The organism is Streptomyces sp. NPDC005963 (assembly GCF_040638655.1).
GTDB lineage: Bacteria > Actinomycetota > Actinomycetes > Streptomycetales > Streptomycetaceae > Streptomyces.
This window is the reverse complement of record NZ_JBEXVD010000005.1, coordinates 73,934-100,439: the sequence shown is the minus strand read 5'-3', so window position 1 is coordinate 100,439 and position 26,506 is coordinate 73,934. Positions and strand designations below refer to the sequence as shown.

19 protein-coding genes are annotated in these 26,506 nt (G+C 70.5%); 16 read left to right on the top strand and 3 right to left on the bottom strand.

Annotation, left to right across the window (positions count from 1 at the left end):
* The first annotated feature begins 29 nt into the window (after positions 1-29).
* From ABZ348_RS10040 to ABZ348_RS10000, 9 genes are all read left to right on the top strand, one after another.
* On the top strand, positions 30-4,130 hold the full coding sequence (locus ABZ348_RS10040) for a tubulin-like doman-containing protein (RefSeq protein WP_358931225.1): 4,101 nt from the start codon (positions 30-32) through the stop codon (positions 4,128-4,130).
* On the top strand, positions 4,127-6,829 hold the full coding sequence (locus ABZ348_RS10035; protein ID WP_358931223.1) for a hypothetical protein: 2,703 nt from the start codon (positions 4,127-4,129) through the stop codon (positions 6,827-6,829). Before ABZ348_RS10040 ends, ABZ348_RS10035 begins: the two co-directional genes overlap by 4 nt.
* A complete protein-coding gene (locus ABZ348_RS10030) occupies positions 6,819-8,087 on the top strand; it encodes a hypothetical protein (RefSeq protein WP_358931221.1) in 1,269 nt (422 codons plus the stop codon). Before ABZ348_RS10035 ends, ABZ348_RS10030 begins: the two co-directional genes overlap by 11 nt.
* Positions 8,084-9,184, top strand: a complete 1,101-nt coding sequence (locus tag ABZ348_RS10025; protein WP_358931219.1) for a hypothetical protein — start codon at positions 8,084-8,086, stop codon at positions 9,182-9,184. The genes ABZ348_RS10030 and ABZ348_RS10025 overlap by 4 nt, the downstream gene beginning before the upstream one ends.
* Positions 9,181-11,799 carry a hypothetical protein gene (locus ABZ348_RS10020; protein ID WP_358931217.1) on the top strand — a complete coding sequence of 873 codons (2,619 nt, stop codon included), beginning with the start codon at positions 9,181-9,183 and terminating at the stop codon, positions 11,797-11,799. The genes ABZ348_RS10025 and ABZ348_RS10020 overlap by 4 nt, the downstream gene beginning before the upstream one ends.
* A 285-nt stretch (positions 11,800-12,084) precedes the next feature.
* The gene (locus ABZ348_RS10015; RefSeq protein WP_358931216.1) at positions 12,085-13,161 is read left to right on the top strand and encodes an iron ABC transporter permease; all 1,077 of its coding nucleotides are present in this window, start codon (positions 12,085-12,087) and stop codon (positions 13,159-13,161) included.
* A complete protein-coding gene (locus ABZ348_RS10010) occupies positions 13,158-14,288 on the top strand; it encodes an iron ABC transporter permease (protein WP_358931214.1) in 1,131 nt (376 codons plus the stop codon). The genes ABZ348_RS10015 and ABZ348_RS10010 overlap by 4 nt, the downstream gene beginning before the upstream one ends.
* Positions 14,289-14,291: 3 nt before the next feature.
* Positions 14,292-15,287 carry an ABC transporter ATP-binding protein gene (locus ABZ348_RS10005; RefSeq protein WP_358931212.1) on the top strand — a complete coding sequence of 332 codons (996 nt, stop codon included), beginning with the start codon at positions 14,292-14,294 and terminating at the stop codon, positions 15,285-15,287.
* A gap of 62 nt (positions 15,288-15,349) precedes the next feature.
* Complete coding sequence (locus ABZ348_RS10000; protein ID WP_358931210.1) at positions 15,350-16,336, top strand: iron-siderophore ABC transporter substrate-binding protein; 987 nt, start codon at positions 15,350-15,352, stop codon at positions 16,334-16,336.
* 80 nt (positions 16,337-16,416) lie between these two features.
* Here ABZ348_RS10000 and ABZ348_RS09995 read toward each other — a convergent pair whose 3' ends face one another.
* The gene (locus ABZ348_RS09995) at positions 16,417-18,345 is read right to left on the bottom strand and encodes a protein-arginine deiminase domain-containing protein (RefSeq protein ID WP_358931209.1); all 1,929 of its coding nucleotides are present in this window, start codon (positions 18,343-18,345) and stop codon (positions 16,417-16,419) included.
* A 643-nt stretch (positions 18,346-18,988) separates the two neighbouring features.
* Here ABZ348_RS09995 and ABZ348_RS09990 point away from each other — a divergent pair.
* The gene (locus ABZ348_RS09990; RefSeq protein WP_358931207.1) at positions 18,989-19,783 is read left to right on the top strand and encodes a DUF6344 domain-containing protein; all 795 of its coding nucleotides are present in this window, start codon (positions 18,989-18,991) and stop codon (positions 19,781-19,783) included.
* 43 nt (positions 19,784-19,826) lie between these two features.
* Here the strand turns inward: ABZ348_RS09990 and ABZ348_RS09985 are convergent, their stop codons facing one another.
* Entirely contained in the window at positions 19,827-20,513 is a 687-nt protein-coding gene (locus ABZ348_RS09985; protein WP_358931205.1) for a DUF5324 family protein, read from the bottom strand.
* A gap of 253 nt (positions 20,514-20,766) precedes the next feature.
* Here ABZ348_RS09985 and ABZ348_RS09980 point away from each other — a divergent pair, with 253 nt between their 5' ends.
* Positions 20,767-21,297 (top strand): peptidylprolyl isomerase, encoded by a 531-nt coding sequence (locus tag ABZ348_RS09980; RefSeq protein WP_358931203.1) that lies wholly within the window; start codon positions 20,767-20,769, stop codon positions 21,295-21,297.
* A 111-nt stretch (positions 21,298-21,408) separates the two neighbouring features.
* The gene (locus ABZ348_RS09975; protein ID WP_358931201.1) at positions 21,409-22,305 is read left to right on the top strand and encodes a rhomboid family intramembrane serine protease; all 897 of its coding nucleotides are present in this window, start codon (positions 21,409-21,411) and stop codon (positions 22,303-22,305) included.
* Positions 22,306-22,877: 572 nt separating this feature from the next.
* Here the strand turns inward: ABZ348_RS09975 and crgA are convergent.
* Positions 22,878-23,135 (bottom strand): cell division protein CrgA, encoded by a 258-nt coding sequence (gene crgA / locus ABZ348_RS09970; RefSeq protein WP_358931199.1) that lies wholly within the window; start codon positions 23,133-23,135, stop codon positions 22,878-22,880.
* 215 nt (positions 23,136-23,350) lie between these two features.
* Between crgA and ABZ348_RS09965 the strand changes: the two genes are divergently transcribed.
* The 4 genes from ABZ348_RS09965 to ABZ348_RS09950 all read left to right on the top strand — a co-directional run bounded on the left by ABZ348_RS09965 (position 23,351) and on the right by ABZ348_RS09950 (position 26,494).
* A complete protein-coding gene (locus ABZ348_RS09965) occupies positions 23,351-24,088 on the top strand; it encodes a DUF881 domain-containing protein (protein ID WP_358931623.1) in 738 nt (245 codons plus the stop codon).
* Positions 24,089-24,300: 212 nt separating this feature from the next.
* Complete coding sequence (locus ABZ348_RS09960; protein ID WP_358931621.1) at positions 24,301-24,504, top strand: hypothetical protein; 204 nt, start codon at positions 24,301-24,303, stop codon at positions 24,502-24,504.
* Entirely contained in the window at positions 24,501-25,139 is a 639-nt protein-coding gene (locus ABZ348_RS09955; RefSeq protein WP_358931198.1) for an aminodeoxychorismate/anthranilate synthase component II, read from the top strand. The genes ABZ348_RS09960 and ABZ348_RS09955 overlap by 4 nt, the downstream gene beginning before the upstream one ends.
* On the top strand, positions 25,070-26,494 hold the full coding sequence (locus ABZ348_RS09950; RefSeq protein ID WP_358931196.1) for a class E sortase: 1,425 nt from the start codon (positions 25,070-25,072) through the stop codon (positions 26,492-26,494). The genes ABZ348_RS09955 and ABZ348_RS09950 overlap by 70 nt, the downstream gene beginning before the upstream one ends.
* Positions 26,495-26,506: the final 12 nt, after the last annotated feature.

The window sequence follows — 26,506 nt, the reverse complement described above, 5'->3', positions numbered from 1 at the left end:
TGCTCCGGCCTTCGCGGAGAGAAGAAATCATGAGGATCTTCCAGCCGATGCTGTTCGTCGGCCTGGGTGGTACCGGCGGTCTGGTCGGCGCCGAACTGGAACGGCGGTTGCGCGCCGAACTGTGCGGTCCCGACGGAAACGCGCTCACTGCGGGAAGCTTGCGCAAACGTCACCAGCTGCCCGACTGCCTCCAGTTCGTGTACGCCGACTACAGCGAGTCCGAACTCGCCAGGCTTCCCCACATGAACGCCGACCGCACCCTGCGCGACGCGTACGCACGTACCGCACGCGCCACCCACGACCTGTTGCCCGCCAGCTACCTCAGCTCTCCGGACGTGACCCGGATGCTGCGCGCCGTGCTCCGCGACGAGGTGTCCGACTGGCTGCCGCCGCGCGAGGGCGAACCGAAGGTCGTGCCCCTGCGCAACGGTGCAGGCCAGTGGCCGACCGTGGGCCGGGCGGCGCTGTTCGGCACCCTCCGCAACGGCACTGCCCCGGTCGTGGAGCCGCTGCGCGACGCCATCGACATCATCAGCCGTTCGGGCAGTGAGCTGGAGGAGTTGGAGGGCGGCCCGATCAGCGGCTGCGACGTGTTCGTCGCCTTCTCCGTCGCAGGTGGCACCGGTACCGGCATCTTCCTGGACTACCTGCACCTGATCGGCCAGACGTTCAAGGACAAGAACTTCACCGGCGCCCGGATCTACCCGCTGGTGGTGATGCCCTCGGCCTTCCCCGAAGGCAACGGCGGCGGGCGCGCGGCCAAACTGAACGCGGCCCGTGCCGTGGTGGACCTGTTCCGGCTCGTCGACCGGCAGAACGTACCGGACGCCGAATCCGATCTGGGGGCGACGGAGCAGCTCAACGCCCTGCGCATCCGGTACCCGGAGATGCATCCGATCCGGCTGGACAACGGAACCGTACCGACCGGGTTCCTCTTCAGCCTGACCGCCGGCATCCGGCCGGACGACCTGCGTCGCTCCATGGTCTCGCTGGTGTTGTCCCTGATCGGTACGGAGCTGCGCGAGGGGCCGGCCCACGCGGACGACGACTATCAGACCTTCGCGGCCAACTTCATCAACCGGGGCGTCACCCGGCGCACCAGGGCCGCCAGCGGGATCGGCCACCGGGGCGTCTCCACCAGCCTGGTCGCCTCCATGACCGCGCCCCTCGACGAACTGGCCGAGTTGGTGTCCGCGAGGATGTTGGCGAGGGCGGTGCCCCGGCTGCTGGACCGCCGGGTTCCCAGGACCACGGAGAACGCCCCGCTGGTGCGTCAGATGTTCGAGGCCGCGGGGCTGGGCGACCTCTGGCGGCGGGAGGCCATTCCCGTACCGGAGCCCACGGTGGTGCCCAAGGGCAGCAGCGACATCGAGCAGGCGCTGCGCGACCGGTTGGAGGCCATGCGGCGCCAACTCGACGATCTGGAGCGCCGCGTGGGGCGCAAGGTCATCACGCTCGCCGAGTCCTTCGAACCGCGTGCCGCGGCCGAGCGGATGCTGCGTGACATCGATCTCTTCCAGCTGGAAGGGGTCATCCGCGGCATCCCGGACGACTCGGACCCGGTGGCGGGCCTCGGCTTCTTCGGCGTGCTGGAGAACCGCAGGCAGGCGCCCGCCGGGCTGGAGAGCGGAGCGTTGCCGCCGCCGATCGTGCCGCGCATTCGGGGCCGGATCGGCGGTCTGTCCCGGCCGCGCTGGGCCGACGACGAGGTGGCCACGGTCATCCAGGAGCAGAACGACTGGTACCAGTTGAGCGCGCGGGCCGTCTGGCACCGCGCCTGGAACGAACAGGAACCGCGCTGGCGGCCGGCGGCCAACGACCTCCAGCACGACCTCGGCCAACTCGTCGACGCCTTCCGCGACGCCGTCGAGGAGGAGCGCAGCACGGACGCGGCGAAGGTCAAGGAGCTCTACGACGACCGCACCGGCGTCTCGTACTTCCTGCCGCCGCAGGCCAGCCTGGGCGAGTTCTACGAGGACCTGATGGAGCGGCTGATCGAGAGCGAGTCGTTGCGCGGGAGCGACGACGAGACGACGTTGCTGCTCACCCTCGTCAGCTCGGACCACTGGCAGAGCACGTTCACGGACGGTCGGCGCAATCCGGCCGGTGCGGTCGCCGGGGTCAAGGGCGTGTTGAAGGAGCGCGTGCAGAAGCTGTTCGCGGAGAGCGGGCGCCAGCAGCGCTCCCGCCCCCTGATGCCGAGGCTGGGCACCCTGCTGTCCGCGGCTGCGGGTGACTCCAAGGCCGCCGAGCAGGTCAGTTCCGGTGCCCTGCGCCAGTTCGGCTTCAAGCTGGCCGGGCTGCTGCCCGCGGGATTCACCCCGGAGGGCAGCGGACCGCTCAAGATCCTCATCACCTATCCGCAGGCGCACAGCAAGGACGCGGCGGAGACCTTCCTCAAGCGCGCCCTGCACCTGCCGCGCGACAGCCAGCGCACCATCGAGTGCCGCAGCGTGGACTCGGACACGATCACGGTGGTCCTGTTCCGCAGCGAGATGAGCGTCACCGAAGTGCCGGAGGCGCGTGCGGTGCTGCGCCAGTGGGCCCGCGCCCAGGACGACCAGCGCGACGACGACCTGTTGCGCTGGCGGCAGCGCCTGGGCTACCAGGACGACTGGCTCGCCAGTACGGAGGAGGACCGCGAGCACATCCTGCACCGGCTCCTGTGCGCCATGTGGAACGGGCAGGTCGACTGCCTCGGGGACCCGGCGTCACCGCGCAAGGTCCGCATCCGGCTGCATGACCGCGTCGGCAACGACGTGCCCGCGATGACGCTCCAACTCGACGAGCACCACGACGAGATCTCCAGTTGGGCGAGCCTGCTGCGGGCCTACGAGCACTGGGCGCTGCTGAGCGAGGGCGACGGCGACGGTGACGGCTCCATCGTGGAGGACTACTGCCGTGAGCTGATGCGGGTCCTGCCGCAGGACCTGACCACCTCGGGCAGCAAGCCTTCGGAGCTGTACCGACGTTTCGTCAATGAGATCGCCCCACGCCAACTGCGGGTCCTGGACGAGCGGGAGCACCAGTACGGCGATCGGGTCGCCGAATGGGTGCGCCCCCTGCGCCAGTTCTGGGAGGAGACCCTCGTCGGCGCGCTCGAAGTCCCCTTCCCCGAGGGCAAGCGCCCGGTGCAGCCGAACCTGCGGCTGTTGGAGGAGTGGGTGCGCGATCACCACACCCCGGTCCGGCGCGGGGACGCGGGGCGGAGCAGTCGCGGCCGGGACGAGGACTGGGACCAGGGATGGTCCGAGCCCGACGCCACGACCCACGAGCGCCGGTACGAGGAGCGCTCGCAGGACGGGCAGTACGCCGGCGACAGGGCCGGAGGGCAGCGGCACGACGGGCCGGCCGGCCGAGGACACGGGGACCGCACCGACCGCACCGACCGGTACGAAGACGTCGACGGTGAGGCACGGTACGCATCGGGCCGGCCGCACAGGGACCGGTACGACGAGCCGTCGCAGGACGGTCGGTACGGCGGGGACATGCCGCGCCAGGGCCAGGACCGGAGCGGTTCGCGTCCCGCCGGGAACGCCCGGGCCCAAGCACCTTCCGGACCGCCGACCGGACGCGCCGGTGGTCGGCAGGACGACCGTACGGAAGGGGCCGACACCCGTAGGCGAGGCGAGCCGGCCCGGGCGGAACGAGCCGCCCGGGAGGAGGACTACGACGACGGACCGGGCCGGGATCACGGCCCACGCTCCGACGGCGGAGATCCGGACTGGCCCGTACCGCCCCGGGCGGGGCACGGCCAGCCGCCCACCGACCCCGCCGGAGCCACCCGCCGCCCCCGGCAGGCCGGGGCCGACCACTCCAACGGACGGCTGACCGATCCGGCCGACGCCGCCGATGCGGCCGGGTCGATCCGTACGCCACGGGGCGATGTGCCCGTGACCGCGCCCACCGCGGGACGGGTCGCCTCCGCCGCGCCGTTCATCCCCGACCAGGCGTCCGCCGAGCCGTCCTACGCGCCCTACCCGGACGAACCGCGCCAGGAACAGGGCTGGCCCGGTGGTGAGTCGCCCGTTCCCTGGGGGCTCGCCGACAGCGACGGCGAGGCCGAGTGGGACGGCGAGCGGGACTCCGACGGCAAGGGCCGCGGCGTCTGGGACGGAGACCCCGAGTGAGCGGCTCCGTCGTCGTCGTACTCGACTTCCGCTCCGAGCACGAACGTCCCGTGGACCAGGCGCGGTTGCGGGACCTGGTGCTCCACCAATGGCGGCAGGAGGGGGAGGCGGCACCGGAGCGGGACCTGCGCTTCCTCCTCGTGGACACCCCGCAGGGGCTGACCACCCACGCCGACGCCTATGAACTCGTCATGGGCTACCCCACCCTCGGCACGGTCGAGGTGGTGTGCCTGGCCGTCGGCGAGCTGGACGCGTCCGCGAAGGTCTCCGAATGGGACGACGAGACCTCGTGGGACACCGAGCACGAGGACCGTTCGCCCAGCAGGCTCCGACTGGTGTCCGCACTGAACTCCGAGGGTGTGGGGGTGCTCTGGACCGCGGACCCCCTCGCCGGCGGCTCAGCCGATGACGGCCAGGGCGGCCCGGACACCGCCCGGGCCGCAGCCCTCGGCATCCTCGTCGACCTGCTGCGGAAGGGAGAACTCTTCGATCGGGTGCTCACTGCCCTGCGGCACTGCCCGTCCGCGACCGCGGCGCCCGCACTGCGCGCCCTGGAGCACGATCTGGCCGCACCCGCCCTGGAGCGGGCGTGGCTCGGTGCGCTCACCCGGTTCACCGGGCAGCCCGGCACGACCGGGCCACGGCTCACCGCACAGAACCTGCCCGCCCGGCTGGCAGAACTCGCGGGTGAGGGGCCGCCGCCCGCACCGGCCCGCATCCATGTCCCCGGGGGCCCGGCCGAACGGGCGCACCGGGCCTGCTCGGAGGCCCTGTTGCGGGCCAGGCGGTTCCGTTCCGAGGTGGCCCGCCCGGTGGGCATCATCGTGGGCCGGCGGCCCGCACAGGGGATGAGCTGGGCGATCGAGGAGTCCGCCACGGAGCTCCGCCGCTACCGCACCCTGGCGGCGCGGACGCTGCGCGATAGCGCATCGCCCCATCTGGCGCCTGGCGACGCCCAAGGACTGCTGGCGGAAATGGGCATCGCACTCCCGTCCTCGGACGACGGCCGCGGACGCGCCGGCGACGGGCAGCGGTACGGAGGTCAGGGCCCGGTGCCCAAGCGTGCCCGGGGAGCGGACGCGGTCGAGGACGAGATCAACCGCTTCACGCTCAGCATGGTGGAGGACGGACTCGATCTGAACACCGTCGCCGAGCGGCTCACCGCCCTCTCCGAACAGATCGCTCCCCTCCCCGCCGAGGGTCGGATCGCCGAGTTGGAGCAGGGCTCTCCCGAGGCGGAGGCGGTCACCGTCGTGAAGCCGTTCCGGTTCGCCCGTGCCCGCCCGGGAGCCCTGACCGCGGTGGCCCTGCTGTCCTTCCTGGGGGCGCTCTGGCCCTGGCCGGGCACCCTGCTGGCCCTGCTGCCGCTGTCGATCCTGTTCGCCGGGCATCTGCTCGCCGCCCGCGCCCGTCCCAACCGGGCGCGGGGCGGCGCCCTGCGCATGGCCACCGGCCCCCAACTCCTGTCCGCCGCGGTCGGCGTTGCGGGCGGCTGGATGCTCGGCCACGAGGTGGGGCCGCCGTCCTGGTTGGGCTTCACCACCCTGCTGCTGGCCACCTTGTGGGCCGTGTTGCTGCTCTGCATCCGCTGGGCCCGGGCCGTCGACGACTGGTGGGAGGCCACCGGCGTGGAGCGGCTCGACCAGGGATTGGAGACCGTGGACCGGCTCGTCGCCGAGATCGTCCGGCAGCAGTGGTGGGCCGCCGCCGAACGGACCCGCACCGCGGACGGCGCGCGGGCCCTGGCCGGTGCGCTGCGCTCTGCCGTCCGCCTCGCCCCGGGCGGCACCTCCCAGGAGGGCGCATCGGACGAGTGGGCCGAAGGTGAGCCCGAGGGCCACTGGGACGCGGAGGGAGCCGAGGACCGCTGGGGTGCAGATGGCTGGGACGTCCAGGACTGGGACGAGGACGAATGGTCCGCCGACCCCTGGCCGGGCGACTCCGCGGGGAGCGACCCCGCGGGCGTACCGGGCCAACGCCGCACCGGTCGTCCCGCGGTCCGCACCTCCGGGTTCGCGGGCCAAGCGGCGGTGTACGCCGAAGGCTGCTCGCCCCCGTGGCTCGACCAAGGGGGCGGCGAAGGCGGCCCCGAGTTGGACCGGACGCTCCTCACCGATCTCGCCGACGCGACCGTCGACGCACTGCGTCGCCACTGGGGTGCCGTGGTGCCCGGGGTGCCCGCGCCGCAGGACCATCCGGCCACCACGGACGAAGCCGTCCGCCGGGGCATCGAGTCGGTGCACCGCCAACTGCGCAGCAACGGCGTCCTGCCCGTGCCGGCCTTCGCCCGCCGCGGCCGTGACCGCGGCGATTCGATGGCACTGCTCGGAGTGGGTCCCCAGCGAGTGTGGGAAGCGCTCATTCCGGAGCTGGCGGGCCGGCGGCTGCGCCCCCTGTGCTCCCCGGCGCAACTGCCGCTGCTCAGCCGTGATCCATCGGCGGCGCGCCTGTTGAGGTTCGCCCCCGCAGCCGTACGACCGGTGCTGGAGTCCGATCGATCGGGTCGGTCGGGCCAGTTCGGTGACGACGGCGAAACCGCACTCGACGACGCGGTGTGGATGTCCTCCGGCCGGTTCGTGGGCGTCCTTGAACTCACCCCGCTGCGGGCGGGGACGGTACAGACGGTGTGGACCAGGGCCGACGAGTTTGCCCAGGACCTGCCGGACCAGCGATACAGGGGGCCTCGCCATGGCGAATGACCACTCACCCGGGGCGTATCAGGGCGACGCGAGGGAGAGCGGGCCGCGTGACCCGTTCGCACAGGGCCGCTCCGCCGGGGACGGCCCGCTGGGCGCCCGCGAACACGCAGGAGCGGGGGAGCGCCACTTCGAAGGTCAGCCGGGCCGTGCAGGCCAAATGGGCGGTGCCGACAACGGTGCGGGACAGGGCGGCGCCCGGGCCCGCCATGAGTTGGGCTTCGTCACCCCGCAGGGCGGACACCACACCCTGCGGGTGCAGTTGGGCCCGGACCGACCGCGCCTGGTGCGACCGCCCGTCCTCGCCCGCCCGGTCCAGAGCGAGGACTGGAAGGGCGTACAGGTGCGGCTGCCCGCATCGGAGAGCGGCAACCACACCGCGTACGCCCTGCTGGAGGCGGAGACCGCCGCCGCGCTCGCGCTGAACCGGGCGTACGGCGGCACGCGCTTTCGGGGACTGTTCCCGATGCCCGTGGGCTACGACATGAACGCGCCCGAACCCTTCATCCTCTACGCGGCTCCCCGGGGTCGACCGGTGTCCGCGCTCAATCAGGGCGTGTCCACCGGGGAGCAGCGGGTCATCGAACGCGATCTGGTGCTCGCGGTACGGCTGATGGAGGCCGTGGGGCTGGTCCACCAGGGGATCGTGCCGGCCGCCGTGCGCTGGGACGGGCAGGGTGCACAGCTGTGGGACCTCGGCTCGATCACCCGCGTCGGACGGTCGCGCACCCCCTGCGGCGTACCGCCCTATGCCTCCCCCGAGCAGCGGGCGGGCGCGGGGGAGGTCGATGCGCGCGATGCACTGTGGAGCGTGGGGCAGGTGCTCCACCAGATCGTCACGGGCCGTCAGGGCAGTCCGGACGGCCCGTCGCCCGACCTCGCACGCCACCGTTCCCTCGCCCAGACCCTCGCACCCGTCTTCGCCCCCCTGGCGGCCGACCGGCCGTCCGCGGCCTCGCTGCTCGCCCGGCTGATGCCGGACGCGGACACCCAGACGCTCACCACCGCGCTCCCCGACCCCCTGGAGCCGCACCGCAGGGACTTCGACGAGGCCATGCAGCGCAAGCACGCCTCACTGGTGCGGGCCGCCCGGGGAGCGGCCTCCGGACCGCCGCCGCCCGACTATCCGCCCGGCGGCAGCAGGGTCAGGACCGGAAGCCGACGCGTCGAGGACCGTAGACAGCAGGAGTCCTGGCACGTCGGCGGCAGCGCCACCCCCAAGAACCCCGGCCCAGGCCCCCGAGGAGACCAGCACCGATGACGACCTCCACCTCACCCCCGGGCCAGGCACCCACCCGGGAGACGCTCTGCCCGTACTGCCTGGAGCCCATCGGCTTCGACGAGCGGCACCTGTTCGTACGCAACGACCGCCAGCAGTACGAGGCCCTGGACCTGTCCACGCAGAACAGTCCGCTGCGCAGGGCCGACACCCTGCGCTCGGCCTACCAGCGCTGCCGGAACACCGACGGGGTGCCGCAGCACTACATTCCCGCGCCCTACCTCACCCACGGCGACCCGCTGACGGTCGCCATGGTCGGGGACTCGGCGACCGGCAAGACCCATCTGCTGACCCAGATGATCGCCGAGATCATCGACGGCGGTCTGGAGCGCTACGGAATCACCTGGCAGTCCGTCAATCCGCAGGACCACCGGGTCTTCATCGAGGAACACGTCACCCGGCTGCGCTCGGGGCGGATGCTGGAGCACACCCCGCCCGAGTCGTTCGCCTCGTTCGTGGCCGCCTTGTTGTTGAGCGGTCCCGACGGCAGCACCCGCCCGGTGGCCTTCTTCGACCTCAGCGGTGAGGATCTGCGCCGTACCGACGCCATGCTCCGCTTCATGCTCGGCGTGGACGCCCTGGTCTTCGTGGTCGACCCCCTACGGGCGGTGCCGCTGCCCCATCTCGACCCGCTGCGCGGCGAACTGGGACTCGCCAGCGGAGGCGACCCGGCCTTCCAGACCGTGCTGGACCGGCTGCCGCGCAGCGGGCCCTACCACGGTGTCGCAGCGGCTGTCGTGATCAACAAGTCCGATCTGCTGCGCTTCGAGCCGCCCGTGGACCGCTGGTTGGCCGAACCGCCGCCCGCCCGGCTGTCCGCCGCTCGGCTGCGGGACGAGAGCCGCGACGCGTACGCCTTCCTGCGGCACCACTGCGGGCCCGCCTGGGTGCAACCTTTCGACGGAGTGTTGCGGTGCACCCTGCACTTCGCCTCCGCCACGGGCAGCCACGGCCACAAGGACAGCTTTCCGCACGGCACGCGTCCACGACGGGTGTTGGAGCCGCTGGTGTCCGTGCTGTCGATGTGCGGGGTGCTCGGTGACGCCGGCGGCGACGGTCCGGGAGCGGTGGGGATGTGACCGTGCCGCACGACGAGGACGCTTCCCAGATCCACCAGATCGTCTTCCGCTGGGCGGGCAACCGCAGCGGTGCCGGTGCGGGGATCACCGCCGTCGCCCAGTCCTGCGGGGAGCGGGACGCGCGGGAGATGGCGGAGCAACTCGGCCCGATCCTGCGGGTCCGCGGCGGCGACCAGCGCAGCATCGTCCGGGTGATCTGGAACGACCGGGCGGTGCTGGTCCGACGCCGTCCCAAGGCGGACGCCCAGGGCCGTGGCAGTACGGTCTGTCACGCCCTGCTCAGCCCGCCCAGGTTCCTCACGGCGAGCTTCTGCCTGGGGCTCGGTGCCTCGCCCTGGGGGGACGACAACTGGACGCAGGCTTCCGGCACCTTGAACCGGATTCCCTACGACCGGCTCGACGCGATGGCGAACCACGCCATACCGAAACTGGACGCGGCGGTGCCCTCGCTGGTCCGGCCGCTGGAGTGCCTCGTGGCCCAGTTGCTGCGCACTCCGTCGGGCCGGGTCTCCGCCCTGACCCGCGGGCTGGAAACCATCGGCACGGGCAGCTCCGGCGCCGACTCGGACGAGGTGCCCGATGCGGCCCTCGTCGCGCTGCGCGGGCTGTGCGAGGTGTTCGGACGAACGCTCGGCGGAGAGGGCTGGACGTACGCCTCGTACGCGACCGTCGACTCCCATCCGCTGCGGGTCACCTTCGTGCCCAGTTGGCGGGCGTCCCACGAGGAGGACGTGCGACTGCGCCGCATCGATCTGACCGATCCGGGCTCCGACCGGGCGGCCGAGTTGGCGCAGGGACTCGTTCGGCACTACCTCGATCACATCGGCAGCGGGGGAGCGACTGCGGACGGTGCCCGCGAGAAGTACGAGCGGCCCCTGGAGCGGTTGAGGGGGCCGCTGGCCGAGACGGAGGACGACGAGGAGCGGTACGAGGCCGTCGACCGCGCGCTGAGGGGACTGCCGCCCCGGGACAGGGCGGCACGCCCGCAGCGGGGCACCAACGCTGCGCCGGCGCAGGGCGAGGGGCGCGGCGACGGCCCCTCCGGGCGGTCGACGGCCCGCGCCACCCAGTCCGGCCAGTACGACGACGAACAGGGGTACGGGTACGAGCGGGACCGCGGCGGTCGCCAGGCGGCACGTACGGCGTCGGTGCCGCCGCGATCGGGCGCCCGGCAGGGCGGGCACCCGTCGGCGGGTGCCCAGGGGCGGTCAGGCTCGGGTGACCACTGGACGACCGGTACGGAGGGCAGCACGGGCGGTCGGGCGGGCGCAGGCTCGGTCGGGCGGTCGGCCACCGGTACGGAGGGCAGTACGGGCGGTCGGTCGGGCTCCGGTACGGACAGCCTGCGGACGGGCTCCGGGCAGTCAGATGATTCGGGGGACGTCAGGTCCCACTCGGCCGCTGCGACCGGTGGCAACGGTACGAACGGGGTGGGTGCCCCGAGCTCCGGAATGCCCTCTTCCGGGGCTCGTTCCCGCGCTGAGGGGGTGTCAACGCCCGCGGAGGCGGTACCGGATGTCGGATCGCAGTCGGGGGCGTTGCCGGGCTCACCCGGCTGGACGGCCGATTCCCTGGTGCACGGTTCCGCACCGACCCATCAGCCGACTGGATCCGACGAGCCCCCAGAGGGCCCACAGAGTCAGCAGCGCCAACAGAGCCAACAGGGTCATGAGAATCAGCACGGCCACCAGGGTCAGCGCGGCCATCAGGGCTTCACCTTCGAAGGGGCACCCGACAGGGGAACGAGGCCGCCATCACATGGCGAAGTGAGAGAGCCCGCTCCGGGGCAGTACGCACCGGACCCCCCACCCGTCCCTTCTTCCCTGCCCGCTCCGCCGTCCGGTTTCGATCTGGCACCGAAGACCGAGCCGGTCAAGACCGCGCTATCGCTGGACCGCAGCATTCCGCCGCAGCCCAAGTCTCCGCCTGCGCAGCACGCTCCCCAGCCGAGCCAGCAGAGTCAGTTCTACTACATCGACCCGGACCACCTGCTGGGCCTCTCCAATCCCTTTCCGCGCAAGCGCAAATGCAAGCTCCGGCAGGCCGCGACCCCCCAGCAGTTGAGGGAACTGCGCCATAACCTCGCCTACGCCACGGCGGCGGACCGTCCTGGCGAGGACCTCAAGGTGAACACGCAGCGCGTGCTGGAGAGCTTCAGCGACGGAGACCTGCTGGCCGTCGTCGTCGATCGGGTCCCGCTGTCCTACGAGGCGCAGAACCTGGTGCTGCACACGCTCTTCAGCATTCCCCGCACCGAGGAAGGAACGGAGGCGCTCTGTGTCCTGTTGCTTGAGTGGCGGTTCCTCCTGATGATTCCCCCTCCGGCTGATGAGCAGCTTGAGTCGAGGCACACGCGACGGCTGACCGAAGTGGCCTGCTGGCTGTTCCGCACCTTGCAGAAACCCCTGGCGGGCGAGGCGTTGAGAGTGGGCGTCGGGCAGTTCCTGCGGCAGCTCGCCTCCTCCCGGGACCCGTTGCCGAGGGAGTTCCTGAACAAGCTGTTGTTCGATCCGGCGCCCGATGAAGTGCCGGTGCTGCACAACCTCGTCTGGCGTGATCTGGCGCTGGGCCTGCACGAACGTTCTTCGCTGCCGTCGGGAGGGGCATCCGGCTGAGGACCGGGCTTGAGCGGGGTGCAGGGAGGGTCCATGGGGCCAGCGGGGGCACCCGACGGCACTCCCTGCACCCTTCCGGCCGTGGTGTTCGAGGCAGGGAACCGGTCAAGGAGATCAGTTGCGTTATACAAATTTTATGTCTGGTGTGCGGCTTTTGCGCCTCTGACCTGCGACGGGACGTTTATGGTTAGCCAAGCCTAACCAAACCCTGCGCGCTGGTCTGGCGTCCGGAAACCGCCCCTGGGGCTCGGACGCCGACGGCCGCACCGTCCGATTGAGTGTCAGATGCCAGCCCCCGTACCGCTTCCCGTCGGTACCGCGTCCACCGGCAAGGGAACCTCCGCCCCGGCCGGGCCGGAGGCGGTGCGCAGCCGTGCGGTGACGACCGTGGTCCTGTTGGCCGCACTGGCCGCGCTCTGCGCCGCCGTTCTGCTGAGCCTCGCCGTCGGCGCCCGCCACATCTCGCCGGCGGTCGTCTTCGAAGCGCTCTTCCAGGGCGGCGGGGGTGAGGACGGCGAGGTCGTCCGGGACCTGCGCGTACCGCGGACGGTCATCGGTCTGTTGGTCGGTGCCGCACTCGCGCTCGCCGGCACGGTCCTCCAGGGGTTGACCCGCAACCCGATCGCCGACCCCAGCATCCTCGGCATCAGCCAGGGCGCCTCGGCGGGCGTGGTCCTCGCCATCGCCTTCGCCGGCGTCCACACCATCTTGGGGTACGTCTGGTTCGCCCTGATCGGCGCTGCGCTCGCCACCGTGGCGGTGTACGCCGTCGCCCACAGCAGTCGCGGTGGGGCCAGCCCGGTCAAACTCGCGCTCGCCGGCGCGGCGATCAGCGCCCTGCTGGCGTCCGTGACCATGGGGGTGCTGACCACGCGGGTCGCCACCCTGGACGAGTTCCGCTTCTGGCAGGTGGGTGGCATCGCCGGCCGGGACGCCGAAGTGATCCACCGCATCTGGCCGTTCCTGCTGCTGGGCGCGGTGCTCGCGGTCTCCGTCGCCCGCGGCCTGGACGCTCTCGCCCTCGGTGAGGACATGGCCAAGGGGCTCGGGCGGAACGTTGCCGCCGTTCGGATCGTGGGTGGCATCGGGGCGACCCTGTTGGCGGGGGCGGCGGTGGCCGTCGCCGGGCCGCTGGCCTTCATCGGACTGGCCGTACCGCACATGGCCCGGCGCCTCGTGGGTTCCTCCCACGGCCGGGTGATGCTGCTGGGGGCGCTGATGGGTCCCGTGATGCTGCTGGCCTCCGACGTGGTGGGAAGAATCGTTTTCCCGCCGGGTGAGATACCCGCCGGAGTCATGACCGCCCTCATCGGAGTGCCGTTCCTCGTGGTCCTGGTCCGACGCAAAGAGGTGCCGGCATGAGCATCTCCCCCACCCAGTCGCCCCCGCACCGGGCACCCGACCGTACGGACCGGACGCCCGCGCCCCAACTCCGCAAGCACGGAGTCCGCCCCGCCGGCTACAGCCTCCTGCGCATCGGCGACCGTGCATCCTTCCTGATCCACCGGCGGTCGGTCGTCACCGCGACCGCCCTCGCCCTGCTGCTCGCCGCCGCCTGCGTCTGCTACCTCTCCCTCGGCGAGAGCACCGTCGCACCGGCCGAGGTCCTGCGGGTGCTGCTCGGCCACCCCTCCCCCGATGAACTCGTCGTGGGCACGCTGCGATTGCCACGCCTCGTCGTCGGACTGCTGATCGGCGCCGCGTTCGGCATCGCCGGCGCGCTCATCCAGACCGTCGCCCGCAATCCGCTCGCCAGCCCCGACATCATCGGCATCAGCCAGGGCGCGACAGCGGTCACCGTCGTCGGACTGACCTTCGGGGTCACCTCGTACGCGGTGCTGCCCTACTTCTCCGTCGCGGGCGGACTGGCCGCCGCCGTGCTCGTGTACTTCTTCGCCTGGCGCGGCGGACTGAACGCCACCCGCTTCGTGCTGATCGGCATCGGCATCGGCGTGGCGCTGCGCTCCGTCACCCAACTGGCCCTGACCAAGACCGACCAGCACATCGCCCAGCAGGCCCAGATCTGGATGACCGGCTCGCTCAACGGCCGCGGCTGGGAAGAGGTACAGCCCCTCGCGTGGGTGCTGCTCGCTCTCATCCCCGCCGTGCTGTGGGCCGCCCGGGCCCAGCGGACCGTATCGCTCGACGACGGCACCTCCACTGCGCTCGGCGTACGGCTGGGACGCGTACGCCTCGGGCTCGTCACCGTCGGAGTGCTGCTGGCCTCGGTGGCGACGGGCGCGGCGGGGCCGGTGGACTTCGTGGCGCTCCTGGCCCCGCAGACCGCGCGGCGTCTGACGCGCACCGCGCAGATCCCGCTGCTGTGCTCGGCACTGGTCGGAGCGCTCGTCGTGGTTCTCGCGGACCTCGCGGCCCGCCGGCTGTTCGCCCCCACCGAACTCCCGGTGGGAGTGCTCACGGCCGCGGTCGGCGCACCGTATCTGATCTGGCTGATCATCCGCGGGCGCTCCGCGGCAGGAAAGGCGTAGGGCATGGGCAGCACCGGTTCTTCAGTCACGGCGACGGCCCGCCCGGGTGGTGCGGGCGCCGATGCGAAGGCGTCGACGGACAGCAGGCTCAGCACCCGAGGCCTCACGCTCTCCTATGACGACCGCACCGTCGTCGAAGGGTTGGACCTCGCCGTCCCCGACGGCCGGATCACGGTGATCGTCGGCCCCAACGCCTGCGGCAAGTCCACGACCCTGCGCGCGCTGGGCCGACTGCTCAAGCCCGCGGGCGGCGCGGTCATCCTCGACGGTCGCGAGTTGTCGCGCATCCCGAGCAGAAAGGTCGCCCAGTCGATCGGACTGCTCCCCCAGACCCCCGTCGCCCCGGAGTCCATCACCGTCGCCGATCTGGTCTCCCGTGGACGCCAGCCCCATCAGCACTGGTGGCAGCAGTGGTCGCAGGAGGACGAGCGGGCCGTCACCGACGCCATGGACCGCACCTCGGTCACCGAACTCGCCGACCGGTCGGTGGACGAACTCTCCGGCGGACAGCGCCAGCGGGTCTGGATCGCCATGGCCCTGGCCCAGGAGACGGAACTGCTGCTCCTGGACGAGCCGACCACCTTCTTGGACATCGCCCATCAGGTGGAGGTCCTGGATCTGGTGCGCCAGCTCAACGACGAGCGCGGGCGCACCGTCGTCGCCGTGCTGCACGACCTCAACCAGGCCGCCCGCTACGGGGATCACCTCGTGGCGATGAAGGCCGGGCGGATCGTCGCTGAGGGGCCGCCGTCCGATGTGGTCACCGCCGACCTCGTCCGGGAGGTCTTCGGCCTGGAGGCGGTGGTGGTGCCGGACCCGGTGACCGGCTCGCCCCTGGTGGTGCCGGGGCCGCCGCGCCGCCGGAACCCGCCCGCCAAGGCGCGGTCCGCACCCGATGCCGCCAAGGCGCGGTCCGGGCCCGATGCCGTCGCGGACGGGGTGCACGAGGACCGGGATCCCCCTCAAGGCGACGCATCCCCCTCACCCCGCGCTGACTGACTGACCGTCAGCCCACTGCTTCTCCTCAACCCTCTGTCACCCGAACCGAAAGCAAGGCCCTCATGATCAGCAACTCTCTTCGGCGCCGTCGCGCCGCCGCCCTGGCCGCCGTGGTCGCGGGCGCCCTCGCCCTCACCGCCTGCGGCTCCGACTCGGACTCGGGCGGCGCCAAGGAGAAGAAGGACTCCAAGGCTGCGGAGAAGCGCACGCTCAAGACGGTCATGGGCGATGTGCAGGTCGTCGCCGAGCCGCAGCGGGTCGTCGTCCTGGACACCGCCGAACTGGACTCCGTCATGACCCTCGGGGTGAAGCCCGTGGGAACGACCCGTACGGACTCGGCCACCGGATTCCCCGCCCACCTCCCCGCTGACCAGCTGAAGGACGTCAAGCTCGTCGGCGAGATGATGACCCCCAACCTGGAGGCCATCGCCGCGCTCAAGCCCGATCTGATCCTCACCAGCAAGCTCCGCCACGGCGACAAGTACGCCGAGCTGAAGAAGATCGCGCCGACCGTGATGACCGAGAGCACCGGTCTGCCCTGGAAGGAGAACTTCCTGGTGCACGCGGAGGCGCTGAACAAGCAGGACGAGGCGAAGAAGACGGTGGCGGACTACACCGCCCATGTCGCCGAGGTCACCAAGGCGCTGGGCGGCAAGGAGAAGGCCGCCGCCACCGAGGTCAACATGGTTCGATTCGTCGAAGGTGCGGACATCCGCATCTACGGCAAGGAGAACTACATCGGCACCGTTCTCGCCGATGTCGGTCTGGGCCGCCCGGCCGTCACCGACAAGGCCGAGGACGGCTTCATGCTCAATGTGAGCCCCGAGAAGATCGACATGGCCGAGGCCGATGTCATCTTCCACTCCACCATCGGTGACCCGAAGAAGGCCAAGGCGACCGAGGTGCTCGGCGGACCGGTCTGGAAGAACCTCGCGGCGGTGAAGGCCGGCAAGGTCTTCCCCGTCCAGGACGAGCTGTGGATCCAGGGCATCGGGTACACCGGCGCCGACAAGATCCTCGACGAGCTCCAGGCCGCCCTCACCAAGTGACCTGCCCCGCTCAGGGCCGAGGCCCCGCACCCTAAGGGTGCGGGGCCTCGGCGTTCCTCGGAGCCGGACGGGCGGGTGCGTCAGGGACGCTTCCACCACGCCCGTGACATGTCCCGCAGCGTATTGGTGCCGCAGTGCACCTCACCTGCACCCATGTGGTACGTGTACCAGTCGTCGATGTACGCGGTCGTGAAGCCCGCCTTGGCGTAGGCGGCACTGACCGCCACACCGAAGATGTCCTTGCCGCCGATCACCGGACCCCACTGCTTGGCCGACAGATAGCGGGAGTCGCTCAGGACCACGCCGTTGACCGCGCCCGGCACATAGGCGAGGTTCTGCCAGACCCCCGGCGCCGCCTTGGCACCGGCCGACCGCTCCTTGCCCTGCGGACCCATCTTGGACTTGCCGAAGTAGTCGCCGCCGAGCCGCTGGAGCTTCTGGTCCTGCTGCCCCTTGGCGGCCTTGCCGTCCAGCGAGCCGCGGTAGTACAGGCTGGGCACCCGCACCACCTCGGCGTCGGTGACACCGGTCTCCCTCTTCAACAGCCGCAGATTGGCCTCGATGCGGTCGCTGGCCAGCTTGTTGTCCGCCTGGAAGGTCTTGCTGGCGAGCACCTGCTCGATGGTCTCCGGCGGCGCCGGCACACCGAACTTCCCGGGCACCGAGAACATCTTCTTCTTGCCGTGGCCGTCGGCCTTGGCCTTCTTCAGCAGGCCCACCCCGGCCTGGGGGTCCGCGATGCCGATCCGCCAGCCGCGCGCCGTCTTGGCGGGCAGGAACTGGACGAACTCATCGACGTGGCCGACCGCCAACCAGGCCGTGTCGAGGAGCAGCGGGGACTGCATCCCCTGCGAGGCGAGGAAGGTCCGCATCGACTTCGCTGGCAGCGACTTGGAGTCCGGCCGGTGCCCCATGACGATCCGGCCGGCCGGATACTCCTTGCCCCCGTGGGCGTACGGCGGCACGGTCTCCAGGTTGCCCATGGAGTTCAGCGTCCACTCCTCTTCCTTCGACGCCCCGGCGACCTGCACCACCCCGACGTCCTTGCCGCGCAGCTTCTCGAACAGCTCGCGTCCGGCCTCCCGGTCCAGTTGGGCGGAGCGGATCAGGACCCGCATGGCGTGGGTCTTGCCGCCCGGGCCGGTCATGCTGACATAGCCGGGCTCGACGAAGTCCTGGGCCCACGGGTCGCCGTACTGGGTGAACTTCTTCACCGGCTTGGTGATGCCCGCGGCCTTCACCTCGCGCTCCAGGTTCGCGACGAACCTGTGCTGCTCGGCGACCAGCTCCGGGAAGGTGACGTCCGGGCCGACCTTGGTGACCAGGACCTCCTGCGCCTTCTGGAGGTGATGGTGGGTCAGTACGGGCGCCGTCTTCAGCAGGACCTCGTCCGATGTGGTGGTGGCGCCGTCGGTGATGCCCAGCCTGACCCGGACCTTCCCGTCCCACACCTTGGCATCGCGCACCACGTCGGTGGCCTCGATGCCCAGTTCCACACCGGCCTTCACCTCGGCCGACGTGAGTCGGTCGGTGGCCTTGAAGTGCTGCCACTTCCCGCCGCGGTTGATGAACAGCCTGGCCTTGCCCCCGCCCACGATCGTGACCGTGCCGGTGGCCTGGCGGGAGGCGTCGGGGGCGGGCACGGTCTTCAACCGGGCCAGGTCCGCGGCGTCGCTCGCTCCGTTCAACACGGTGTCCGCCGCATCGTGGCAGGCGGCGAGCTGGGCGTCCGTCAGTGGCTTGCCCGCGCTGTTGCGGGTCGGGCAGCGCTTGGTGTCGTCGTCGATGTTGGGCAGTACCACCGCGCCCCGCTGACGGGTCCAGCCGTCCTCGCCCGCCGTGTCGGTCGTTCCGGTGACGTCGACGCTGCCGTCACGGTTCACGTCCGCCCGCAGATCCGCTTTCGGTGCGGCGGTCGGTGCAGCAATGGCCGGTGTGGCGGCCGTGCCGATCAGGACACCGGCAATACCGGTGGCCGCTGCGGCAGTTCTCCAGCCTTGGATACCCAAGGGGTCCCTCCTCGATCGCTTGCCTTTCACGCAGGAGGAGCGCCCGGGGAGCCGCCGGGTTGAGCCAGTCCTCAGAGCTGTCTGATTTTCAGATAACTGACTTGATAACGCGTGGCGAGTGCAACCCGAGAATGACCACGAATACCTCCGAAGAATGAGCGAAGTCGCACCCTGAGAATGACGCACGGAAATGTCGGGATCGATGAGGTCCGCATGGTTGCCCGCCCTGAAGGACGGGCCATTCGTCTGCCCGAGCGGTCTCTCCGGTTGCGTACGACGACGTTCCGTGGCAGCGGGCAGCGACGACCGACAGTGAGCGTCTGACCCCGGGCGAGGGGTGGGGCCTGGGGAGTCGCCAGCGGCCCGGACGCCCGGAAGAGCAGCTGAGAAGGCCCTTTTGGCGATCAACACCCATCATCGAGACCACTACTCTCCGTGGCTGCTGATGTAGAACGGGCTCGGCCGATGTCCGACCACCCACCGTTTTGAGCGCCCGTTCCTCGGCCCCGATTGAGCTGACCGGGTGGTGTTCATCAGAAGAACCTCTTAGCGGCTGCGTCGGTCCTTCGCAACTCGGGGCGCATACACATCATGAGGAAGGTATGTAGATCGCCCAACACGAACTATGGGGAAGTGAGGGATCATGGCCGCCGTCAAGGTCAGAGATCTGTGGACCACCTTCATCACGGCTTTCTTCGCACTGCTCGCGTCGATCGGGCTCACCAAGGCCCCCGCGTCGACCGCCGTCCGGCCCGCCGCGCGGACGCCCGAACTGCCCGTGCTGCCTCAGCAGGAGCGCACCGGCAGCACCGAAACCGAAACCGCTCGGGCGGTGGTCCCGGCACAACGGAGGTGCTGGCGCCCGGCGGTACGCGAGAGGTCGCTCCCGCCGACCATCAAGCAGCGCATCAGGGCCGAGGCGCACGGCTCCTCCCCGTCGGTGCGCAAACTGCCCGCCCTCGACGCGGACTCGGATGCCGCGACGACTTCCGGGTCCCGGCTCGGATCGCTCTTCGGCCTCGGCAGGTCCCGCTGGCTCAGCCGCACCGGTGGCATCCGGTCAGCGGTCGATGCGGGTGCCGGTTCGCCCTCCGGCGGCCATACCCCGACCGGTCCCGGCGCCCACCCTGCGTCGAGCGCCGGCGCTGACACACCCCTGACGATCGACACGGCTCCGGTCGGTGAGCCCTCGCCCGCCGTCGGCACATCTTCCGGCCGTTGCGCGGACGGGGTCGACCAGCACGGCCAGCACTCTACGGACCCGAAGCACCGGGGCGCCCTCCGCCCTGATCGCCTCCGCGGCATCGACCAGTGCTCGGACCGTACGTCCGTGCGCCGTGGACGGATCCTGGAGCTGGACCGGTTCCGTGCGCCGAACGCCGAAGCGGGCGCCGACGAGGACGACCCGGGCACGCCGAACGTCTTGAAGGCAGCGTGAGGCGCCGGGAGAACTTCTGCCCTCCCGGCACCTCACACGGCGGTCAGCGCTCGTCCTGGCCCTTGGCCTCCGCCTCGTCCTGCTTCGCCTGGACCTCGGGGTCCAACGCCTCCGGGCTGCCGTCGACGGCAGCCAGCGGATCGCGCTCCGAGACCTCGGTCGCCGCGGGCGGTTCCACCAGCCAATCGGGATTGGCCTGCCGGTCCCACCACTTCCAGAGGGCGAAGGCACCCCCTGCCACCACCGAGACGATCACCAGTCCCTTGCCGAACCGTGCGACCTTCGAGCGTCGCTCGTGCTTCCTGATCAGCCTTTGTACTTCCTTCGCCGTCACCTGACCGCGTAGCGCGGCCAGTGCGGCAGCGGAGCGAGACGCAGCCTCTTCCCGTACGGGACCTGCGGCTGCAACCGCGTGCTCGATGCGCGGCTTGGTGTACTCCGCCGCCTGACGAGCGGCCTTCCGGGTCTGGAGTGCGGCTCGGTGTGCGGCCTCGTCGACCTTCGGCGGCACATGCGGTGCGACGAGGGCGTCGTACTGGGTACGGGCCTGGTAGCGGGCCTGCTTCGCGGCCTTGTTGACCTTGGGTGCGATCCGTACACGAGTTTCGTGTGCGTAGAGCGCAGCCTGGTCCCTGGCCGTTCCGGCGTATGGCGCCACCACTTCCGCGGCGTGCAGCACGCTCTCCTTCGCCGAATCGGTCGCGGCGCGCACGCTGTCCATGCGGGTCACGGGAATCCTCCTCCTCGGTGGCGTTCCTAGCCCTGGGGCAGTCCCCAGCGCGGCATTTCTCGCCTTTCCGCCTGTTCGGAAATCATGCATGTTGGCTGGCTTCCCGGCATGTGGGGCGGGCATCCGGGTCAATCCCGGCGATGGCGCGATCCTTCCCACCCCTCCCCGCGGACCTCGACGGGCCTTGAGTGGGCACGTCCGCTTCATGCGAGGATCGGGTGCGTATCGAGCTTTATCTACGGAGGGCGTGACCGTGGCCGAGCAGCTTTTTGCCACCCTGAAGACCAACCACGGCGACATTGAGCTCAGGCTCCTGCCGAACCACGCGCCCAAGACGGTGAGGAACTTCGTCGAGCTCGCGAACGGCACCCGCGAGTGGACGAATCCGACGACCGGCGAGAAGACGCAGACCCCGCTGTACGACGGCACGGTCTTCCACCGCGTCATCCGGGACTTCATGATCCAAGGCGGGGACCCCCTGGGCAACGGCATGGGAGGCCCGGGCTACGAGTTCGCGGACGAGTTCCATCCGGAGCTGGTCTTCGACCGGCCGTATCTGCTGGCCATGGCGAACGGGGGCCCGGCGACGAACGGCTCGCAGTTCTTCATCACCGTCGTGCCCGCCGCGCTGCTCAACCGCAAGCACACCATCTTCGGCGAGGTCGCCGATGCGGCCAGCAAGAAGGTCGTGGACGCGATCTCGACGACCGAGACCGACCCGCGCTCCGACCGACCGGTCAACGATGTCGTGATCGAGTCCGTCGTCATCGACAAGCGCGGCTGACCAGCGCCACCGAGTCGGACGTGTTCCCGGCGGTACGGGGAACAATTCTGCCCCGTCCATCCGTCTGGATGGACGGGGCGGTGTGTTGTTTCGGGAGGATTGAGGGATCTCATGGACCAGGCGCCAGGCAGTCCGCAGCGGCCACAGGGCAGTCCGAGCGTGCCCACCTGCTACCGGCACCCCGACCGTGAGACGGGCATCAGCTGCACCCGCTGCGAGCGGCCCATCTGTACGGATTGCATGATCAGCGCGTCGGTGGGCTTCCAGTGTCCCGACTGCGTGCGCACCGGCTCCGGTACGGGACACGCACCAGACGCCAATCGTCCGCGGACCATAGCGGGCGGCAGCATCGCCGAGGACTCCTTCCTGGTCACCAAGGTGCTGATCGGGATCAACGTCGCCGTCTTCGTGCTGGTGCTGGCCCTCGGCGAGCGGTTCCTGGCCGAGACCGAGCTGATCGGACTGGCCTTCAGCCCCCAGCTCGGCGAGGTCGTCGGAGTCGCGGACGGCCAGTGGTACCGGCTGATCACCTCGGTCTTCCTGCACCAGGAGCTTCCGCACATCCTCTTCAACATGCTGGGGCTGTGGTTCCTCGGCAGGATCGTGGAGCCGGCGCTCGGGCGCAGCCGGTTCCTCGCCGTCTATCTGCTGTCGGGACTGGGGGGAAGCGCCCTCGCCTATCTGCTCGCGGCGCCCAACCAGCCCTCGCTGGGCGCGTCCGGTGCGATCTTCGGTCTGATGGGTGCCTTCGCCGTCCTGGCGCGTCGTACGAACATCGACATGCGGCCGGTCCTGATCATCCTGGCCGTGAGTCTGGTGCTCACCTTCACCCGGCCCGACATCTCGTGGGAGGGGCACATCGGGGGCCTGGTCGCGGGTGCTCTGATCACCCTCGGACTGGTCTACGCACCGCGCGATCGCCGAACCCTGGTCCAGCTGGCCACCTGTGCATCAGTGCTCTTGCTGGTCGTGGTGACCGTGATCGCGAGAACGGCTTCGCTCATCTGATCCACCGGTTGTCCACAGTGTGCGCCCGATCCCGCGCAGGGGTCGGGCGCGGTCGGCGGCTCGTCCACGGAGACGGGTTTTCCCAGTAGGGACAAGGGTTCCGCGGTGTCACCGGGATGACCTAGTCAGTCACACCGGCGTCAACACCCTGAGGGTTATCCACAGATCGTCTGACCTTTTCCCCACTGTGGACAACTCTGTGGATAACCTTGGGGTAGAGCTTGACGAAAAGGGCCCACGGCCCTAAGCAGCCACCGAGTCACCCGGGTCCGGGCATGACGAAGGGGCCGCGGGCGGCTCAAGACGCACGACGCGGACATCCCGCAGGCTCAGTCGTTCACACCTGTCGAGAAACCCGGTCGCCAAGAGGCACCCAGCCGCCTAACGGGAGGAGACGCCCTGTGGACACGGCTCCGAGCGGAATCCGTCCCCACGGGCGCCCACGGGTGGCCGAGGGGCGCCGGCCGGCATCCGCCGGACGGGCAGAACGGCGCGAGCACACAGAAGGGCGCTCACCGAGGCATCAGCCCGGCTCGCGCGGGTGCTCCCACCGTGACGCGGCTTCCGCGGAGCTACTTCCACTGGGTGGAGACGCCGAAGCCCGCGGCGATAAAGCCGAAGCCCACGACGATGTTCCAGTTGTGGATGGACTCGATCGGCAGCCTGCTCTCGGTCACATAGAAAACGACGATCCAAGCCAGGCCGATGAGGAACAGCGCCAGCATGACCGGAGCCACCCAGCTCCGATTCGTCAGCTTGATGCTGGTCGCCTGCTTCGTCGCCGTGGGCGGCGTGAACTCCGACTTCTTGCGGATACGTGACTTCGGCACGAGGGACTCTCCTGTCGATGCGCTGCGTGACCGCGCAGATAACTTTGGCTGGCGCCGGGGCTGGAGCGACGGGGACCACTGCCTCCCCCGGGCGTCCGTTAGCGTAGTGCTTCCGCGGCGCCTGAGGAGATAAGGGTACGTTGAGCAATTCTGCCGACTCCCGGCACGGGCCGGAAGACAGCCGGGCTGGTCATGGCCATGAGACCGTCCGCGCCCTGAAGCGGCGCACGGGCCGGGTACTGACCGCTGCCGTCTTCGCCCTGGCCGGAGTGATCTTCGTAACCAGCTTCAACACGGCCAGGGGCACCAATCTCCGGACCGACGATTCGCTGCTGAAGCTCTCCGATCTCATTCGCGAGCGCAGCGCCCGGAACGGCGATCTGGACGAATCCACGGCTGCGCTGCGCCATGACGTCGACGGCCTTGCCGAGCGCCAGCACGACCTCACGGACGCCGAGGACAAGAGGCTCGGCGCCCTGGAGCGGGCCGCGGGGACCCAGAAGGTTGGCGGAAGCGCACTGACCGTCACTCTGAACGACGCACCCCCCGGTGCCCAGGCCGCCCCCGGATATCCCGAGCCGCAGGCCAATGACCTGGTCATCCACCAGCAGGACCTGCAAGCCGTGGTGAACGCCCTGTGGCAGGGCGGCGCCAAGGGCATCCAGGTCATGGACCAGCGGTTGATCTCCACCAGTGCGGTGCGCTGCGTGGGCAACACCCTGATCCTCCAGGGCCGCGTCTACTCGCCGCCCTACAAGATCACAGCTGTCGGGAACCAGGACACGTTGAAGAAGGCGCTGGACGCGTCCCCGGCGCTCCAGAACTACCAGCTCTACGTGAAGGCGTACGGCCTCGGCTGGAAGGTCGACGAACGCAGGGCGGTCACCCTGCCCGGCTACTCGGGAACCGTCGACCTCCACCACGCGACCCCCACGGAGGAGCGAGCGGAGTAACGAGCCGGCACCGCTTGGGCGGAACGATTTTGCCGAGGGACGGCGTGCCCTTCGACCCGTACCCGGCCAGGAGCCGCACTCCGCTGGGGGCACACGACGGGCCCCACCCGGCCCCCGTCGTGACGGACCGCTGGTCGCAAGCTTCGCGCAGCCGACCCGCTGACCCCTGCCGCCCTTTAGTCTGGAGCGGGCACCGAATGGAAAGGGACGGCATGTACGGCTGGATCTGGCGGCATCTGCCGGGCAATGCGTGGGTGCGGGCGGTTCTCTCGCTCGCGCTGGTCCTGATGGCCGTCTATGTGCTGTTCCAGTACGTCTTCCCCTGGGCGGAGCCGCTGCTCCCCTTCAACGACGTGACGGTCGACGGAGCGGGCGCGGCAGCGGACACGGCGGCAAGAGAGGGGGCGGCCCGATGAGTGCACGCATTCTGGTCGTCGACAACTACGACAGCTTCGTCTTCAACCTCGTCCAGTACCTCTACCAACTCGGAGCCGAGTGCGAGGTCGTACGGAACGACGAGGTCGAGCTCGCACACGCCCAGGACGGCTTCGACGGCGTGCTCCTGTCCCCCGGACCGGGCACCCCCGAGCAGGCCGGCGTCTGCATCGAGATGGTGCGCCACTGCGCCGACACCGGAGTGCCGGTGTTCGGGGTCTGTCTGGGGATGCAGTCGATGGCGGTGGCGTACGGGGGCGTCGTGGACCGCGCGCCGGAGCTGTTGCACGGCAAGACCTCCCTGGTCACCCACGGGGGCAAGGGCGTGTTCGCCGGGCTGCCTTCGCCGTTCATCGCGACCCGCTACCACTCGCTCGCCGCGGAGCCGGCAGAGCTGCCGGCCGAGTTGGAGATCACCGCACACACCGCCGACGGGATCATCATGGGGCTGCGGCACCGTGAACTTCCCGTCGAGGGCGTGCAGTTCCATCCGGAGTCGGTGCTCACTGAGCACGGCCATCTGATGCTCGCGAACTGGCTGGAACAGTGCGGCGACACCGGGGCGGTCGGCCGTTCGGCAGGGCTCGCGCCAGTGGTGGGCAAGGCCCTGGCGTGACCGCCCGGCGTCCCGGGGATGAGTACGACCCCCTGGCGGACCCGGAACCCCCCGCAGAGCCGTGGCTGCGGGGGCGGCCGGCCCGTGGCCCGGAGCAGCCGCAGGGACGCGCGGATCACGTGCATCCGGGGGAGAACTCCCCCGGAGCCCGGGCCTACACGGAGAACTACCGGACGGACGACTACCGGCAGGGGTGGTCCAACCCCCCGCAGCCCCCACAGTCACCGCGGCAGCCGGCGCCCGGAGGGCGGTCCGGGCCCGCCGACGGACGGGCGGGCGCGGGGACGCCCCGACCGACGCCCGCGAACGGCCCTCGACCGGCGGCCGGGCGGGTCCCGCAAGGGCACCGGCCCGTGGGGCCGATGGACGCCACGACCGCCTTTCCGCGGACGCCCGGTTCACGACCGGCGCCGTCCGCCGAACCGATCACCGCGCCCATGCCCGTCATCGACTTCGGCAGCCCGAGCGGATCGCGTTCGACCCCGTCGAGCCGTGCGACCGCCGCACCCGGAGCCGAACGTCCGCCGGGGCCCGGTCGCGCCGAGCGCAGGAGGGCCGCCAAGTCCCGAGGTCGTAGACGGTCCTCACCGCCCCCGGGAGGTCCTGCGTCTGGCTCTGCGGACTCCGGGCCGCCAGGGCGTCCCCTGACCCGTGTTGAGGCCCGTCGCGCGGCCCGAGCGGCGAAGGACAGTCCGGCCGTCATCGCCAGCCGGGCCATCGGCGAGCTGTTCATCACCTTCGGCGTGCTGATGCTGCTGTTCGTCACGTACCAACTCTGGTGGACCAACATCCGGGCCGGGCAGGAAGTCGACCGCGAGACGAGCAAGATCCAGGACGCATGGGCGGAGGGCCGCAAACCCGATGCCTTCCAGCCCGGTCAGGGCTTCGCGATCATGCACATCCCCAAGCTGGACGTGGTCGTCCCGGTGGCGGCCGGCATCGACAAGGAGAAGGTGCTCGACCGGGGCATGGTGGGCCACTACAGCGAGGGCGGGCTGAAAACCGCCCTGCCGTCGGCCCGTACGGGCAACTTCGCCGTCGCGGGCCACCGCAACACCCACGGGGAGCCGTTCCGCTACATCAACCGTCTGAAGCCGGGCGATCCCATCGTGGTCGAGACGCAGGACACCTACTACACCTACGAGATGGCGAGCATCCTGCCGCAGACGCCGCCGTCCAACGTGAGCGTCATCGGCCCCGTACCCCCGGGGTCCGGTTTCTCCGGACCCGGGCGATACATCACGCTCACCACATGTACCCCGGAGTTCACGAGTACTTTCCGAATGATCGTATGGGGCAAGATGGTCGAGGAACGACCTCGCAGCAAGGGCAAGCCGGACTCGCTCGTAGGCTAGGAGGACACGACC